Origin of the sequence: Piscinibacter sp. HJYY11 (assembly GCF_016735515.1) — a bacterium.
Classification (GTDB): Bacteria; Pseudomonadota; Gammaproteobacteria; order Burkholderiales; family Burkholderiaceae_C; genus Rhizobacter.
On record NZ_JAERQZ010000001.1, the window covers coordinates 2257639 to 2272730 of the forward strand.

Below are 15092 nucleotides of genomic sequence, written 5' to 3' on the forward strand. Positions count from 1 at the left end.
TCCGGTAGCACTCAGATGGAACGCGCCACGCCCGAAGCATCGGCGCGCAGGCGCGGATCGACCGCGAAGTACAACAAGTCCACCACCAGGTTGATGGTGACGAACACCAGCGCAATGAGACACAGGTAGGCCGCCATCACCGGGACGTCGGCAAACGCCACCGCCTGAATGAAGAGCAGGCCCATGCCGGGCCATTGGAACACTTGCTCGGTGATGATCGAGAAAGCAATCAGCGAGCCCAGTTGAAGGCCGGTGATCGTGATGACCGGCACCAGCGTGTTCTTGAGGGCATGGCCGAAATACACCAGGTGGTCGGGCAAACCTCGGGCCCGCGCGAAGCGGATGAAATCGGTGCGCAGCACCTCCAGCATCTCGGCACGCACCAATCGCATGATGAGGGTGAGCTGGAAGATCGCGAGGGTCGTAGCTGGAAGGATCAAGTGCTTCCACCCATCCACGCTGGCCAGACCGGTGGCCCACGCGCCAAGCTGCGTGACATCGCCACGGCCAAAGCTCGGCAGCCACTGGAGTTGCACGGCGAAGATCAGGATCAGCAGGATGCCGATGAGAAAGGTCGGCAGCGACACACCGAGCAAGGACACGGTCATCAGCATCTGCGACATCACCGTGCCACGTCGCAAGGCCGCGTAGACACCCATCGGAATGCCCAGCAGCAAGGCCATCACTGCGGCCACGAGCGCCAGCTCCAGCGTGGCCGGGAAGCGCTCGGCCAGCAGGCGCGACACCTTCTGCCCTTGCCTCAGGCTGAGGCCGAACTCTCCCTGCACCGCATTGCCGACGAAGCGTACGAACTGCACCGGGAAAGGCTTGTCGAGCCCCAGGTCTGAGCGAAGTTGTTCACGCTGCGCGGGCGTCGCATCTTGGCCCAGGAGGTGAGTAACCGGGTCGCCCACGTACTGGAACAACATGAATGCGATGAACGCCACGGCGAGCATGACGGCAATCGCTTGCACTAGACGGCGGACGATGAAGACAAGCATCTCGGCAGGTTTGTACAACGAGATGGCCGCAAATTCGCAAAGCCAACAAAAAGGCCACCCGAAGGTGGCCTTGAGTGCCAGATCTCAGACGAGATCAGAAGCGGTGACGCACGCCGAGAGCGAAGGCGCGGTTGTTGGTGAAGCCAACACCAGGAGCGGCAGCGCCGTCCTTCTTCGCCTGACCGAAGTCAGCGTACAGGTTGGTACGCTTGCTCAGGTAGTAGTCGTAGCCAATGCCGACCTTGGTCTCGTCGCGGTTGTCTTCAGGGCTCAGGCGGGCCACGGCGAACTTAAGAGTGCCGGGGCCAATGGGAGCGGTCAGACCGAACTGCAGCCAGGTGTTGCTGTCGTTGTTGTTCAGGCCGTTCTTCGAACGAGCCACGTACAGCATGGGCTTCACCACGCCGAAGTTCCAGTGGAACGCGGCGTTGATCAAGGACGAGCCGTCACCATTGCCGCCAGCAGCGGGCAAAGGACCACCGTTGATCTTTTCGTAGCCGACGCCGAAGTAAATCGGACCGCTCGTGAATTCAACGTTCAGGCCATCGTCGCGGCCCACAGTTGCCGAGCCCTCGCCCAGGCCGGTGGCCAGGTTGGCGGTGAAACCGCCCCAGTTCGGGGTCTTGTAACCCACGGTGTTCGACGAACGAACGCCAGCGCCCGTCGGGCCAGGGGTCAGGAAGCCAGCCCACGAACGCGAGCCCATCTGGCCCACACCATCCCAACCGAACGGGTCAGACTTGAGCGACACCCAGAAGGCCGGGGTGTACCAGCGGCCGAGGTACACGCTACCCGCAGCAGCGTGGGTAAGCTGGACGTACGAGCCACCTTCCCAGAAGGGGTTCGTGCTGGAGGTCGCTGCCTCACCGGTGTCAGGACGGAAGCGATGTTCGATCAGGAATTGAGCCGACAGGCCGCCGCCAAGATCCTCGTTGCCGCGGAAACCAAGGCGCGAGGTGGTCGACTGGCGAAGCTGCCAAGCCTTGGAAGTGCCGTTGGCGCCGGTGTTGACCGCCGTACCGCCATTGCCCTTCGACACGGCCTGGTCGAGCACACCATAGATGGTGACCGACGACTGTGCCGACGCGGCGCCAGCAAATGCGCCCAGCACTGCGAGAGCGAGCAGAGATTTTTTCATTGCGACTATCTCCTAAGTTGAACAAGAGGTCCCGGTCTCTCCCCAATGGGTGCACCGGGCCGAACTCCTCAGCGGAAGTTGGCGTATTCCACCAGAGGGCCCATGCGATGCAAAGCGTGGGAAACGCATAACGACGGCAAATGTTGTCGGCGCACAACGAGAAAAAAGAGCCTCCGCGCACCATGGAATCACCCATGAATCCAGATCAAAAAGGCACTCAAAAAGCGCTGCGCCGCCTAGGGTAATCTCGGGGTCATGACACGCGCACCCACGGCTCGAACCACCTCCGTGATCGACGATTGGATCAACGCCGCAGATAACGCATTGCGGACCCTTTCTGGCGCACACACCGCAGCACGTCCCACGCCCGCACACAAGGAAAACCCTGAGCCGCTAAGTACAGAAGAGTCGCGCCTGTCCGCGTCCCTCATGCGTGTCAACCATGTGGGTGAAATCTGCGCACAAGCGCTGTACAACGCTCAACTCGTGGCCACGCGCAATCCCGCCTTGCGAGAGAAGTTTCGCCATGCTGCGCGCGAGGAAACCGATCACCTGGCATGGACGCAACAGCGTCTGCGTGACCTGAATGCGCGCCCCAGCCTCCTCAATCCCCTCTGGTACGCAGGGGCGTTCGGCATCGGTCTCGTGGCCGGCCGTATTGGTGATGGCACGAGCCTCGGCTTCGTGGTCGAAACGGAAGCGCAGGTCGAGCAGCATCTTGCGTCTCACCTCGATCGCCTTCCGGCTTCCGACAGCGCGTCGCGTGCCATCGTCGAGCAGATGAAGATCGATGAAGCGCAGCACGGTGCTCAAGCCCAGCAGGCGGGCGCAGCGGAATTGCCCGCACCGGTACGCTGGGCGATGCGAGCCGCCGCCAAAGTGATGACGACGACTGCGCACTACGTCTGAGCTTCAGACTTCCACGATCTCGAAACTGGTCGTGATCTCGGCCGTCTTGGCCAGCATGGCGCTCGCCGAGCAGTACTTCTCATGCGACATGTGGATGGCCCGTTGCACCGCCGCTTCCGGCAAGCCCTTGCCGGAAATCACGAAATGCATGTTGATGCGGGTGAAGACCTTGGGGTCGGTCTGTGCGCGCTCCGACGTGAGTTTGGCCTGGCAACCGCGCACGTCATGTCGACCGCGCTTGAGGATCAACACGACGTCATAGGCAGCGCACGCCCCTGTGCCGGCCAGCACGGTCTCCATCGGTCGTGGCGCCAGGTTGCGCCCTCCGCCTTCGGGCGCGCCGTCCATCGTGAGCACGTGGCCGCTGCCGGTTTCGGCCATGAACGTCATGCCACCCGAGGCCACCCAATTGATCGTGCATTCCATGCTGATTCCTGCTCGTTCCCAACGCCAAAAAGCAAATTGTGCGGCCCCGGCCCTCACCCGTTCGGGTGGGCAAAATTTATTGCGGCGCAACATGCACAAGGGTACACTCGCGGCCATCGATGTGGATCCTGTCTCTCAAGACGCACATCACCGTTTGTCTCCTCCACCTCCTCCATTGGTGGATTCAGCCCAAGGCAGCAATGCCTTGGGCTTTTTTCTGCCTGAGGCGGCCCCGGGGGCCTGCCTTATGATCCGGCGCCCTTTCGTTTCCCTGCCGCACCTCCAGGAGCAGCCATGACCGGCCCCGTTCGCACCCCGTCCAAACGCCGAGCCAAGGCGGAGAAGGACGACATCGGCCTGGCCGGCTACCTGCAGAAGATCCTCACGGCGCGTGTCTACGACGTCGCCATCGAGTCCCCGCTGGAGCCGGCGAAGAACCTGTCGCGGCGCCTCGGCAATCACGTCTGGCTCAAGCGGGAAGACACGCAACCCGTCTTCAGCTTCAAACTGCGCGGCGCGTACAACAAGATGTCGGGCCTGACCGCGGCGCAGTTGAAGCGCGGCGTGATCTGTGCCTCCGCCGGCAATCACGCCCAGGGTGTGGCCCTCGGCGCCCATCGCCTGGGGTGCAAGGCACTGATCGTGATGCCGGTGACCACGCCGAAGCTCAAGATCGATGCCGTCCGCGCGCTCGGCGGCGAAGTGGTGCTGCACGGCGAAAGCTACTCCGACGCCTACCTCCATGCGCTCGAGCTCGAGCGCAAACAAGGCCTCACCTTCGTGCACCCCTTCGACGACCCCGAGGTCATCGCCGGCCAGGGCACGATCGCGGTCGAGATCCTGCGCCAGCTGCAGACGCCCATCGACGCCGTCTTCGTGGCCATCGGTGGCGGCGGCCTGATTTCCGGCGTCGCGGCCTACATCAAGTCGGTGCGGCCCGAGATCAAGGTCATCGGCGTGCAGACCACCGACTCCGACGCCATGGTCCGCTCAGTGAAGGCCGGCAAACGCGTGCAGCTGTCCGACGTCGGGCTGTTCTCTGACGGCACCGCGGTCAAGCTGGTCGGGGAAGAAACCTTCCGCGTGACCCGAGCCCTGGTCGACGACTATGTCGTGGTCGACACCGACGCCGTCTGCGCGGCCATCAAGGACGTCTTCCAGGACACCCGCAGCATCCTCGAGCCCGCCGGCGCGCTGGGCGTGGCCGCGATCAAGCAATACGTCGAGACGCACAAGCTCAAGGGCAAGACGCTCGTGGCCATCACCTGCGGTGCCAACATGAACTTCGACCGCCTGCGCTTCGTCGCGGAGCGGGCCGAGGTGGGTGAAGAGCGCGAGGCCGTGTTCGCGGTGACGATCCCCGAAGAGCGCGGCAGCTTCAAGCGCTTCTGCGAGCTGATCGGCCCGCGCAGCGTCACCGAATTCAACTACCGCATCTCCCACGAGAAGCAGGCTCATGTGTTCGTCGGGCTGGCCACCAGCAACCGCGGCGAGTCGGAAAAGCTCACGAAGAACTTCTCGCGGCATGGCTTCGCCACGGTCGATCTCACGCACGACGAGCTGGCCAAGCAGCACTTGCGACACATGGTGGGCGGGCGCAGCGAGCTCGCACGGGACGAGCGCCTCTACCGCTTCGTCTTCCCCGAACGCCCCGGCGCGCTGATGCAGTTCCTCTCCAGCATGCACCCGAGCTGGAACATCAGCCTCTTTCATTACCGCAACCAGGGCGCGGACTATGGCCGCATCCTGGTGGGCATCCAGGTGCCACGCACCGACAAGAAGGCGTTCAAGGACTTCCTCGAAGGCCTGAGCTATCCCTGGATCGACGAGACGGACAACCCGGCCTACCGCCTGTTCCTGCGCTGAGGCCTCACAATCACACCAAAACCCCTCCGGCCGCATCGACTTTCCAGCCGACCTCGCCATGCCAGTCAGCCGATCGCTCATCGCCCCCACCGCCAACCCGCTGCTCGAGCGGGCGCTGCGCGACAAGCTGAAGCGGCGCAGCGAAACCATGGGGCAACTGGGCGAACTCGAGCCGCTCGCCATCCGCCTCGGCCTGGTCCAGAACTCCCTCAAGCCGCGCTTTCGCGCGCCGCAGATTGCGCTTTTTGCATCTGACCACGGACTCGCGGTGGATGGGGTCGGACAGTCCAGCCAGGCCTCGACCGCCAAGCTGGTGCAAGGCCTGCTGACCTCCCAGTTGCCGGTGGCCGTGTTTGCGCGCATCCAGGGCATGGACCTGAACGTCGTCGACTGCGGCGTGGCCGAGACCGTGGCGCCTCACCCGCGGCTGATGTCGCGCAAGATCGCCCACGGCACGCGCAATTGCCGGGTCAACATGGCCATGACGCTCGACCAGGCCCATGCCGCCATCCGCGCCGGCATGGAGATCGCCGATGCCATGGTGGGCAACCTGATCGCTTGCGCGGGCATTGGGGTCGGCTCGCATGAAAGTGCGGCGCTCGTGCTCTCGGCCCTGGCCAACGAGCCGGTCCACAACCTCGTGGTCACCCCGACGATGGTCCCGGAGGATGAAGCCCGCCTGATGATGGTCCTGCAGGCGGCCCAGGTGCGCCACCGCGACCTGAGCGACCCGGTCGAGGTGCTCGCCGCCTACGGCGGTTTCGAGATCGCCATGATGGTCGGCGTGATGCTTGTCGCCTCGAGCAAGCGCCGCCTGATCATGGTCGATGGCATGCCGGCTTGCGCCGCCTTGATGGTGGCTGCGCGCATCGCTCCGACCGTCACCGACTACTGCGTCTTCTCCCGCAGCCATGGCCACCCCGGATTGAGCGTGGCCCTAGGGCTCTTCAAGTCGATCGCATTGCTGGAGCTCGGGATGGAAAGCACCGACGGCACCGGCGCGACCTTGTCCTTCCCGCTGGTGCTGAGCTCGGCGGCGCTGCTGACTGAAGTGGCCGAAGGCGAAGACGCCGGGCCATCGCAGCCCGCCGACATGCCGAACTCGGCGCCCGGCAAACTCTGAAGACTCAGCGAGCGTTGTTGGGCCCGCGTGCAGGCGCCGGCCGCGGCGTCGCAGGTGCAGGCGCGGGCGCTGGAGCAGGCGCCTGGGCGCCGGGCACGGGATAGCCCGGCACAGCGATCGGTGGCCCGAGCGGGGCCGGAGCCGGGGCTCCGGGTGCGGGCGCTGCGCCTGGCGAATCCATCATTGCGCGAGGCAAGGTGCCCGTTGCCGGGGGTGGCAACGCCGGCAGTTCCAGCACGAAGGATGCAGGGCCTTTCTCCACGCCGATCGAGGCGGTGCGCAGGCTCACGTTCTGCAGCACCAGTTGATCTTCGATGCGTGCGCCAGCCGTGAAGGCCCGCGCGGGCTTGCCATCGATGGAGATCAGCGCGACACCGGGCGTCATGCCTTCGGGCGCGGCCTTGGCCGCCATCACGCCGAGCAACCGGAAGCGCGAGCTCATCGCCGGAGCGGCTGCAACTTGTGCCACCGGTTCAGCACCAAAGAGACGCGAGAGGTCACCTCTCGCACTGGTACTTTCACCAACGACGGCGGCATTCAGCGGCACGGGGTCGGCCCTCACCACGAGGCGCATGCCCCAGAACACGAGGGCCGCAGCCACCAAAGCCCAGATCACGAAAGCTGACAATCGCGCCATCATCGGACGATTATGATTCAACGCCCCGTTTGCAAGCCATCCGTGCAAGACATGAACTCTCCTGCTTCGTCACAGACACCACGCCGAGCTCGCGGCTTCACCCTCATCGAACTGATGGTGGTGCTCGTGATCATCGGCGTGCTGGCGGCCCTCATCGCACCGAACGTGCTCGACCGTGCCGACGACGCACGCGTGACCGCCGCCCGCACCGACGTGGGCAACATCATGCAGGCGCTCAAGCTCTACAAGCTCGACAACCAGCGCTACCCTTCCAGCGAACAAGGCCTGCAGGCGCTCGTCACCAAGCCCACGGCTGGTGCCGTCCCGCCGAACTGGCGGCCCTACCTTCCCAAGCTCCAGAACGATCCCTGGGGTCGTCCGTACCAGTACGCCAACCCCGGCGTGAAAGGCGAGATCGATGTCTACAGCTTTGGTGCCGATGGCCAGGTCGGCGGCGAAGGCAAGGACGCCGAGATCGGCTCCTGGCAGTAAAGCCTGCATCGGGGTGACCGGCCGCGCGCGCGGCTTCACCCTGATCGAACTGATGGTGGTGATCAGCCTGATCGCCATCGCCGCCGGCCTCATCAGCCTGTCGCTGCGGGACCCGGCCAGCACCCAGCTCGAAAACGAAGCCGCCCGACTGGCGGCCCTGCTCGAATCGGCACGGGCCGAGTCGCGTGCCTCGGGGATCCCGGTGAAGTGGGAGCCGCGCAACGAAGCGCAGGCCGACGGCTTCAAGTTCAAGGGCCTGACCAACCCCGCCGAGTACCCCGAGCACTGGCTCGGCAGCGGTGTCTCGGCCGAGATCGTCGGTGCCACGGCCATCACGCTCGGCCCCGAGCCCTTCATACCGCCGCAACGCATCGTGCTCAGACTGGAAGACCAGCGCCTGGCGCTCGCCACCGATGGCCTCGGCCCGTTCGCGGTGGCCGACAACGACAGCACCGCCAAACCATGAAGCACCGCGGCGACAAGGGATTCACGCTGATCGAGGTCATGGTCGCGCTGGCGATCGTCGCGATCACGCTCGGTGCCGGCATCAAGGCCGCTGGCGCGTTGGCCGACAACTCGCAGCGCATCGTCGAGGTCACCGCGGCGCAGTGGTGCGCGGAGAACCAGCTCACCGAACTCAAGCTGACCCGCTTTTTCCAGGTGCCCACCGAGTTCGAGTTCCAGTGCGAGCAGATGGGCGCTGTCTACAAGGGCAAGCTGATCTCGAAGCGCACGCCGAACCCGAACTTCCTGCGGGCCGATGCGCAAATCTTCACCGAAGCGGGCCAGCCGGTGCTGACCATCTCCACCGTGCTGGGGCGTTGAAGATGGCCCGCGTGCGCCTCCGACATGCCGGCTTCACGCTGGTGGAAGTGCTGGTCGCCATGTTCATCATGGCGATCCTGGCCGTCATGGCATGGCAAGGCGTCGACGGCATCACCACCACCCGTAGCGCCAGCCAGGGCCGCATGGAGCAGCTGCTCAAGCTCAACACCGTGCTGGCGCAATTCCAGCAAGACCTGGAATCCATGCAGGACAGCGGCGCGCTGCCGCAGCCGATGCCCGCCTTCGACGGCATCTCGCTTCGCCTCACCCGCCGCACCGACACCGGCCTGCAGCTGGTGGTGTGGTCACTGCGCGGCGGCACCTGGTTGCGCTGGACCGGCAACCCCGTCACCACCACCCAGGCCCTTCAGGACCAGTGGATGACCAGCCAGCAGTTCCTCGGCAACGAACCGGGCCAGCTGCGCACGATCACCGGCATCTCCGAATGGCAGGCCTACTGCTTCCGCGAAAACGCCTGGAGCAATTGCCAGTCGAGCGCGGGCAACAGCGGCGGCGCGGCCAACCCGCCCGCCGGCGGGGCATCGGCTCCCACCCCGACCGATCCGTTGAAAGCCTTGCGCGTCGTGCTGACCTTCGCCGATGGCAGCGGCTTCTCCGGCAACATCACGCGCGACATCGCGCTCGGCCCGCAATGACGCGCATGGCACCCCTTCGCCCGCAGCGCGGCGCCGCCTTGCTGCTGGCCATGATCATCGTGACGCTGGTGGCCACACTGGCGGTCTCGATGGTGTGGCAGCAATGGCGCGCGGTGCAGGTCGAAACCGCCGAGCGCGCACGCGCGCAGTCGGCGTGGATCCTCTCCGGCGCGCTCGACTGGGCCGGCCTCATCCTCAAGGAGGACGCCCGCCCCTCGGCCGGCCAGGTCGACCACCTCGGCGAACCCTGGGCCGTGCCCCTGGCCGAAGCGCGGCTCTCCACCTTCCTCGCCGCCGACAAGGACAACAACGCGGCCGACGACGGACCCGAGGCATTCCTGTCAGGCTCGATCTCCGATGCGCAGGCGCGATTCAACCTGCGCAACCTGATCGACGCCAAGTTCGAAGTCTCGAAGGACGACCTCAATGCCCTGCGACGCCTTTGCGAGAACGTGAACATCGCCGTCAACGTGGCCGACCTCCTCGCCAACGGCATGAAGATGGCCTACACGCCGCCCGGCTCCACCACCGCCGTCGCTAACCCGCCGCTCCAGCCCAAGCGCATCTCGCAGCTCACCTGGCTCGGCGTCGATGCCCAGGCCCTGCAGCGGCTCGAGCCTTACGTCGTGCTCCTGCCCACCGAAACGCCGATCAACGTCAACACCGCGTCGCGCGAGGTGATTGCCGCCGTCATTCCCGACATGAACATCGGCGACGCGGAACGCCTGGTCCAGTACCGGCAACGCACGCCGTTCAAGAAATCGCAAGACCTCACCACTTTTCTCGGCCGGGCCTCTGAGCGGATGGGCAAGGTCGACATCGCCACCCGCTACTTCGAAGTACGCGGCCGCTTGCGCCTGAACGACCGTGTGCTGGAGCAGCGCTCCCTCGTCGAACGCAACCAGCGGACCATCACGGTGATCAGCACCGAACGCATCAACTCCACCGATCGCGAGCGCTGAATGGCAGTTGCAGGAATCACTACAACAAAGCGTCGCAAGCTGTTGATTCGGGTAGGTTTGTACGGTCGTGCATTTCTATTTCCGTTACCCTCGCACCCTGTATGAGCACGCTCGTCGTCCAGATCCCTCCGCGCCCGCGCCTGCAGGCGCGTGAGCCTGCGCCTGCGCAGGAAAGCAGCCTGAGCACCGAATACGCCTACGTGGTGAGCCCCGATGGCCTGGCCTCGTCTGCGCAGGGCCGTGCGCCACTGGCCCTGGTGCCCAAGGCGGCGAGCGCCGTCGCCGTGCTGGCCGATGCCGATGTGAGCTGGCACCGCATCACCCTGCCCAAGGCGCCGGCAGCCCGCCTGCCCGCGGCGCTGGTAGGCGTGCTGGAAGATGCCTTGCTGGAAGAAGCTGCCACCGTGCACATCGCCGTGGCCCCGGGTGCCACCGCTGGTGAACCCACCTGGGTGGCGGTGGTCGACCGCGCCTGGCTCACTGCCGAGCTGGCCACCCTGGAAAAGGCCAACATCTTCATAGACCGCGTGGTGCCGATGTCGTGGCCCGACGAGCCGCCTTCGGGCCATTTCGCCGAGTTGGGCGACCCGTCGCAAGGCGCCACGCTCACCTGGGCCCACCCCGACGGCGTGGTGCAAATGAACCTGCAAGGCACGCTGGCGCGTTCGCTGCTGCCCAACCCGTTGCCGGAAGGGGCTCGCTGGAGCGCCACGCCGGCCACCGCCGCCGCCGCCGAACGCTGGCTCGGCGTGCCGATGACGGTGATGGATTGGCCCCAGCGAGCGCTGCAGGCCTCACGCTCGCTGTGGAACCTGCGCCAGTTCAGCCTCGCCCGCAAGAACCGCGGCACGCGCGCGCTGCGCGACCTGTGGCGCCAATTCCTCACCCCAGCCTGGAAGCCGGCCCGCTACGGCCTGGCCACCCTCGTCATCGTGCAGCTCATCGGACTCAACCTCTGGGCCGGGCACCAGAGCCGCACGGTCAAAGCCAAGCGCGACGCGATGGTTGCGCTCCTGAAACAGACCCACCCGCAGGTCGGCTCCGGGGTGCTCGACGCCCCCGTCCAGATGCGCCGCGAGACCGACACCTTGCGTGCAGCCGCAGGCATCCCCGGCGAAACCGATCTCGAGCCCATGCTCCAGGCCGCCGCCAACGCGTGGCCCGGTGACCGCCCGCCGGTCGACAACCTCCGCTATGAGCCCGGCCGCCTCACGCTGTCTGCCGCCGGCTGGAACCCGAACCAGATCGAACAGTTCAGCAACCAATTGAGGCCCCGCGGCTGGCAAGTCGAATCGCGAGACGGCCTCGTCATCCTCAGCCGCGCAGCCGCCGGCGCTCCCACAGGACGACCGCTGTGACCCGCTCCGCCATCAAACTCCCCGCCCCGCTGGCAGCCCTGCGCACCGAGGCCCTGCAGAAATGGGCCGCGCTCCCTCCGCGCGAGCGCCTCGGCCTCACGCTGGCGGGCGTCGCCGTCGCCATTGCCCTCGTGTGGATGGTGGGCGTCAACCCCGCCCTGCGCACCTTGCGCGAAGCACCTGCCCAGATCGACGCACTCGACGTGCAGCTCCAGGCCATGCAGCGCATGGCCACCGAAGCCCGCGAACTGCGCGGCACGGCGCCGGTGCCTGCCACGGCGGCGGCGCAAGCGCTCAAGTCCGCCACCGAACGCCTCGGCGAGAAAGGCCGTCTCACCGTGATGGGGGACCGTGCCACGCTCACGCTCACCGGCGTCAACGGCGAAGTCCTGCGCGCCTGGCTGACCGAAGCGCGCAGCGGCGCACGCGCCCGCCCCATCGAAGCGCAGCTCACACGTGGGCCGCAGGGATACACCGGCACGCTCGTGGTGAGCCTGGGAGGAGCCAGCTGATGGCCACCATCCGCAAGCCCGCCCGCCGCGGCTTTCGCCGCCGTTTTGCGTCGAGCGCGGTGCCGACGCACTGGCAGGAATCCTCGTACGCCGAAATCGCCTGGGAAAAATCGCGCAGCGCCGCCACACGCTGGGCAGTGATCGGCGCCTTGCTGGGTGTGTTCTTTGGCATCGTGCTGTTCGCCCCGGCGGCTTGGCTCGCCAGTGCCGTGGCCAGCGCCACCGGCCAGCGGGTGCTGCTCTCCGAAGCACGCGGCACGGTCTGGTCCGGCAGCGCGATCGCCGTGCTCACCGGCGGCCCGGGTAGCCGCGACGCCAGCTCGCTGCCCGGCCGCCTGGAATGGACGCTGCGGCTCAAGGGCCTCGGCTTCGAGCTGCGCGCGCGGCACGCCTGTTGCCTCAACGACACCGTGAGCGTGCACCTCAAACCCGGCCTCGGCCGCATGACCGTCACCCTGGCCCCCAAGCCCGACTGGATCGGCCAGTGGCCAGGCGCCTTCCTTGGCGGCCTGGGAACACCGTGGAACACCCTGCAGCTCGGCGGCTCCCTGCGGCTCATGTCCTCGGGCCTCAAGCTCGAGCTGGTGCAGGGCCGCTGGATCGTCGACGGCCAGGCCGAGATCGACATGCTGCAGGCCTCGTCGCGCGTGTCGACGCTCGAGCCGCTGGGCAGCTACCGCTTCAGCCTGACCGGCACCGCCGGCTCGTCGCAGCTGCGCCTGTCCACGCTCGAAGGCGCCCTGCAGCTCAATGGAGAAGGCACCGCCGGCCCGAACGGCGTGCGCTTCCGCGGCGAAGCGCGCGCCGCCACCGAAGCCGATGAATCCGCGCTGAACAACCTGCTCAACATCATCGGCCGGCGCAACGGCGCCGTGTCTGTCATTTCGATCGGATAAGCATGAAAAATGCACCCCTCCACAAGTCGCTGCGCCCGCTCGCCGCAGCACTTGCCGCCGTGCTGCTCGGCACGGCGATGCTCCCGCCGCTGGCCTACGCGCAGGCCCGCGATACGCGCTTCAAGGGCGAACCGGTCACGCTCAACTTCGTGAACGCCGAGATCGAGGGCGTGTCGCGTGCGATGGGGGCGATCCTCAAGCAACAGTTCGTCGTCGACCCGCGCGTGAAGGGCACGATCACGCTCTACAGCGAAGAGCCGCTGTCGCCGCGCGAGGCCTACCTCAACTACCTCGCCGCGCTGCGCGGCCTGGGCTTCACGGTGGTCGAGTCGGGCGGTCTCTTCAAGGTGGTGCCCGAGGCCGATGCGAAGCTGCAGTCGAGCACCGTCTCGGTCGGTGCAGTGGCGCGGCAGGGTGACCAGGTGCTCACCCAGATCTTCAAACTGAGCCACGAGAACGCCAACAACCTCGTGCCGGTGCTTCGCCCGCTGATCAGCCCCAACAACACCATCAACGCCAACCCGGGCAACAACACCCTCGTCATCACCGACTACGCCGACAACCTCGCTCGCATCGCCAAGATCATCGCGGCGATGGACACGCCGAGCGCCGGCGACGTGGAGATCATCTCGCTCAAGCACGCCGTCGCGGCCGACGTGGCCACGATGGTGCAGCGCCTGAGCGATGGCAGCGCCACCACCGGTGCCCCGGGCGTGCCCGGCATCGGTGCCGCCACCTCGTCGGTGATGGTCGACCCGCGCAGCAACGCGCTGATCGTGCGCGCCTCCACGCCCGCACGCATGGCCAGCATCAAGGCCATCGTCGAGAAGCTCGACCGGCCGACCACGGGCGACAACCCGATGGGCAACATCTACGTCGTCTATCTGAAGAACGCCGATGCGACCCGCCTCGCCACCGTGCTGCGCGCGGCCTACACCGCCGGCAGCACGCAGACGGGCGGCGCGGGTGGCCTTGGGGGTGGCGGTGGCGGCGTGGCCACAGCGCCGCAGTCCCCGGCCAACGTCGGCATCGGCGGGCAGGCGGCTGGCAACACAGCCGGTGGCCAGAGCGCCGCGGCCGCGAGCCCCATCAACCCGGCGGCCGCCCCGTCGACCGGCGGCATGATCCAGGCCGACCCGGCCACCAACTCGCTCATCATCACCGCGCCCGAGCCGGTGTACCGCCAGCTGCGTGCCGTGATCGACCAGCTCGACTCGCGCCGTGCGCAGGTCTACATCGAAAGCATGATCGTCGAGGTGGTCGGCAACAACGCCGCCGACTTCGGCTTCCAGTGGCAGGGCCTTTCCGGCAAGGAAGGCGACAAGGTCGGCGTGGTCGGTGGCACGAATTTCGGCACCACCGGCAACCTGCTGGGCATCACCGCAGCGCTCGCCGGCGGCACGGTCACGAGCGCCAGCGCCACGCTGCTGGGCGAAGGCCTCAACATCGGCATCATCAAGGACTTCGCGGGCACCTACGGCCTGGCCGCCATCGCGCGCTTCCTGCAGAGCCAGACCAACACCAACATCGTCTCCACGCCGAACCTGATCACGCTCGACAACGAAGAAGCCAAGATCATCGTCGGCAGCAACGTGCCCTTCATCACCGGCCAGTTCACCAACACCGGCACGGCGACCACCAACCCCTTCCAGACGGTGGAGCGCAAGGACGTCGGCATCACGCTGCGCATCAAGCCCCAGATCGGCGAGACCGGCACGGTGCGCATGACGATCTACCAGGAGTCGTCGAGCCTCAGCCGCGACGTCGCCCCCGGCACCACCAACGCCGGCCCGACCACCAACAAGCGCTCGATCGAATCGAACGTGGTCGTCGACGACGGCCAGATCATCGTGCTCGGCGGCCTGATCGAAGACCGCTTCGAGGAGACGAAGAACAAGGTGCCGCTGCTTGGCGACATCCCGCTGATCGGCGCCCTCTTCCGCAGCGAGACCCGTGAGAAGCGCCGCACCAACCTGATGGTGTTCCTGCGGCCGGTCGTCATGCGCGACGGCCCCTCGGTCAACAACTTCTCGCTCGACCGCTACGACCTGATCCGCGCCACGCAGAAAGACTCGCAGCCGGCGCGCAGCCTCGTGCTGCCGAACGACGCGCCGGTGGTGCCGCCGCTGCGCTCGCAACTCGAGAGCGAACAGTCGCGCCGCCAGCGCGAGTCGGGCACCCGCACGCCGCCGCCCGCCGCCACGCCGCCCCAGCCGGTGCCGGTGCCGCTGGTCTCGCCGCCGGCCGGCGCGTCTGCCCCTTCGGGCGGCGCACGCACCAACTGAACGGCG

General features: G+C 66.7%; 16 protein-coding genes. 12 read left to right on the plus strand and 4 right to left on the minus strand.

The genetic code is table 11. The annotated features are described in order from the left end of the window. Positions 1-11 precede the first annotated feature (11 nt). Positions 12-1001 (minus strand): ABC transporter permease, encoded by a 990-nt coding sequence (locus JI745_RS10335; protein ID WP_201805929.1) that lies wholly within the window; start codon positions 999-1001, stop codon positions 12-14. 94 nt (positions 1002-1095) lie between these two features. Further along, positions 1096-2139, minus strand: a complete 1044-nt coding sequence (locus JI745_RS10340) for a porin (protein WP_201805931.1) — start codon at positions 2137-2139, stop codon at positions 1096-1098. A 255-nt stretch (positions 2140-2394) separates the two neighbouring features. Here JI745_RS10340 and coq7 point away from each other — a divergent pair, with 255 nt between their 5' ends. Then, positions 2395-3048: a 2-polyprenyl-3-methyl-6-methoxy-1,4-benzoquinone monooxygenase gene (gene coq7, locus JI745_RS10345; RefSeq protein WP_201805934.1), complete on the plus strand. Its 654-nt coding sequence runs from the start codon at positions 2395-2397 to the stop codon at positions 3046-3048. 3 nt (positions 3049-3051) lie between these two features. Here the strand turns inward: coq7 and JI745_RS10350 are convergent, their stop codons facing one another. Beyond that, the gene (locus JI745_RS10350) at positions 3052-3474 is read right to left on the minus strand and encodes an OsmC family protein (protein WP_201805936.1); all 423 of its coding nucleotides are present in this window, start codon (positions 3472-3474) and stop codon (positions 3052-3054) included. A gap of 294 nt (positions 3475-3768) precedes the next feature. On the opposite strand from JI745_RS10350, the gene ilvA reads away from it, so the two are divergent. Then, on the plus strand, positions 3769-5340 hold the full coding sequence (gene ilvA / locus JI745_RS10355; RefSeq protein ID WP_201805938.1) for a threonine ammonia-lyase, biosynthetic: 1572 nt from the start codon (positions 3769-3771) through the stop codon (positions 5338-5340). A gap of 58 nt (positions 5341-5398) precedes the next feature. Next, positions 5399-6463, plus strand: coding sequence for a nicotinate-nucleotide--dimethylbenzimidazole phosphoribosyltransferase (locus tag JI745_RS10360; protein WP_201805940.1), 1065 nt, complete (start codon positions 5399-5401; stop codon positions 6461-6463). Between the two features lie 4 nt (positions 6464-6467). On the opposite strand, the gene JI745_RS10365 is transcribed toward JI745_RS10360, so the two are convergent. After that, positions 6468-6932, minus strand: a complete 465-nt coding sequence (locus JI745_RS10365) for a hypothetical protein (RefSeq protein WP_201805942.1) — start codon at positions 6930-6932, stop codon at positions 6468-6470. 219 nt (positions 6933-7151) lie between these two features. Between JI745_RS10365 and gspG the strand changes: the two genes are divergently transcribed. The 9 genes from gspG (at position 7152) to gspD (ending at position 15086) form a co-directional block, all read left to right on the plus strand. Beyond that, a complete protein-coding gene (gspG, locus tag JI745_RS10370) occupies positions 7152-7592 on the plus strand; it encodes a type II secretion system major pseudopilin GspG (RefSeq protein ID WP_201805944.1) in 441 nt (146 codons plus the stop codon). A gap of 13 nt (positions 7593-7605) precedes the next feature. Continuing rightward, a complete protein-coding gene (locus tag JI745_RS10375) occupies positions 7606-8058 on the plus strand; it encodes a prepilin-type N-terminal cleavage/methylation domain-containing protein (protein ID WP_310738566.1) in 453 nt (150 codons plus the stop codon). After that, the gene (gene gspI / locus JI745_RS10380) at positions 8055-8417 is read left to right on the plus strand and encodes a type II secretion system minor pseudopilin GspI (protein WP_201805946.1); all 363 of its coding nucleotides are present in this window, start codon (positions 8055-8057) and stop codon (positions 8415-8417) included. Before JI745_RS10375 ends, gspI begins: the two co-directional genes overlap by 4 nt. A 2-nt stretch (positions 8418-8419) precedes the next feature. Next, positions 8420-9073 (plus strand): prepilin-type N-terminal cleavage/methylation domain-containing protein, encoded by a 654-nt coding sequence (locus JI745_RS10385; RefSeq protein WP_201805948.1) that lies wholly within the window; start codon positions 8420-8422, stop codon positions 9071-9073. 5 nt (positions 9074-9078) lie between these two features. Continuing rightward, positions 9079-10035 carry a type II secretion system minor pseudopilin GspK gene (gene gspK, locus JI745_RS10390; protein ID WP_201805949.1) on the plus strand — a complete coding sequence of 319 codons (957 nt, stop codon included), beginning with the start codon at positions 9079-9081 and terminating at the stop codon, positions 10033-10035. A 101-nt stretch (positions 10036-10136) separates the two neighbouring features. Beyond that, positions 10137-11393: a type II secretion system protein GspL gene (gene gspL, locus JI745_RS10395; RefSeq protein ID WP_201805950.1), complete on the plus strand. Its 1257-nt coding sequence runs from the start codon at positions 10137-10139 to the stop codon at positions 11391-11393. Continuing rightward, positions 11390-11905, plus strand: a complete 516-nt coding sequence (gene gspM, locus JI745_RS10400; protein WP_310738567.1) for a type II secretion system protein GspM — start codon at positions 11390-11392, stop codon at positions 11903-11905. Before gspL ends, gspM begins: the two co-directional genes overlap by 4 nt. After that, positions 11905-12801: a type II secretion system protein N gene (gene gspN / locus JI745_RS10405; RefSeq protein WP_201805954.1), complete on the plus strand. Its 897-nt coding sequence runs from the start codon at positions 11905-11907 to the stop codon at positions 12799-12801. Before gspM ends, gspN begins: the two co-directional genes overlap by 1 nt. Before the next feature lie 2 nt (positions 12802-12803). Next, a complete protein-coding gene (gene gspD / locus JI745_RS10410; protein ID WP_201805956.1) occupies positions 12804-15086 on the plus strand; it encodes a type II secretion system secretin GspD in 2283 nt (760 codons plus the stop codon). Positions 15087-15092: the final 6 nt, after the last annotated feature.

Bases quoted from the DNA above. Each gene is read 5' to 3' on its own strand.
- JI745_RS10335 (WP_201805929.1), bottom strand. From the start codon at position 1,001: ATGCTTGTCTTCATCGTCCGCCGTCTAGTGCAAGCGATTGCCGTCATG.
- JI745_RS10340 (WP_201805931.1), bottom strand. From the start codon at position 2,139: ATGAAAAAATCTCTGCTCGCTCTCGCAGTGCTGGGCGCATTTGCTGGC.
- coq7 (WP_201805934.1), top strand. From the start codon at position 2,395: ATGACACGCGCACCCACGGCTCGAACCACCTCCGTGATCGACGATTGG.
- JI745_RS10350 (WP_201805936.1), bottom strand. From the start codon at position 3,474: ATGGAATGCACGATCAATTGGGTGGCCTCGGGTGGCATGACGTTCATG.
- ilvA (WP_201805938.1), top strand. From the start codon at position 3,769: ATGACCGGCCCCGTTCGCACCCCGTCCAAACGCCGAGCCAAGGCGGAG.
- JI745_RS10360 (WP_201805940.1), top strand. From the start codon at position 5,399: ATGCCAGTCAGCCGATCGCTCATCGCCCCCACCGCCAACCCGCTGCTC.
- gspG (WP_201805944.1), top strand. From the start codon at position 7,152: ATGAACTCTCCTGCTTCGTCACAGACACCACGCCGAGCTCGCGGCTTC.
- gspI (WP_201805946.1), top strand. From the start codon at position 8,055: ATGAAGCACCGCGGCGACAAGGGATTCACGCTGATCGAGGTCATGGTC.
- JI745_RS10385 (WP_201805948.1), top strand. From the start codon at position 8,420: ATGGCCCGCGTGCGCCTCCGACATGCCGGCTTCACGCTGGTGGAAGTG.
- gspK (WP_201805949.1), top strand. From the start codon at position 9,079: ATGGCACCCCTTCGCCCGCAGCGCGGCGCCGCCTTGCTGCTGGCCATG.
- gspL (WP_201805950.1), top strand. From the start codon at position 10,137: ATGAGCACGCTCGTCGTCCAGATCCCTCCGCGCCCGCGCCTGCAGGCG.
- gspN (WP_201805954.1), top strand. From the start codon at position 11,905: ATGGCCACCATCCGCAAGCCCGCCCGCCGCGGCTTTCGCCGCCGTTTT.
- gspD (WP_201805956.1), top strand. From the start codon at position 12,804: ATGAAAAATGCACCCCTCCACAAGTCGCTGCGCCCGCTCGCCGCAGCA.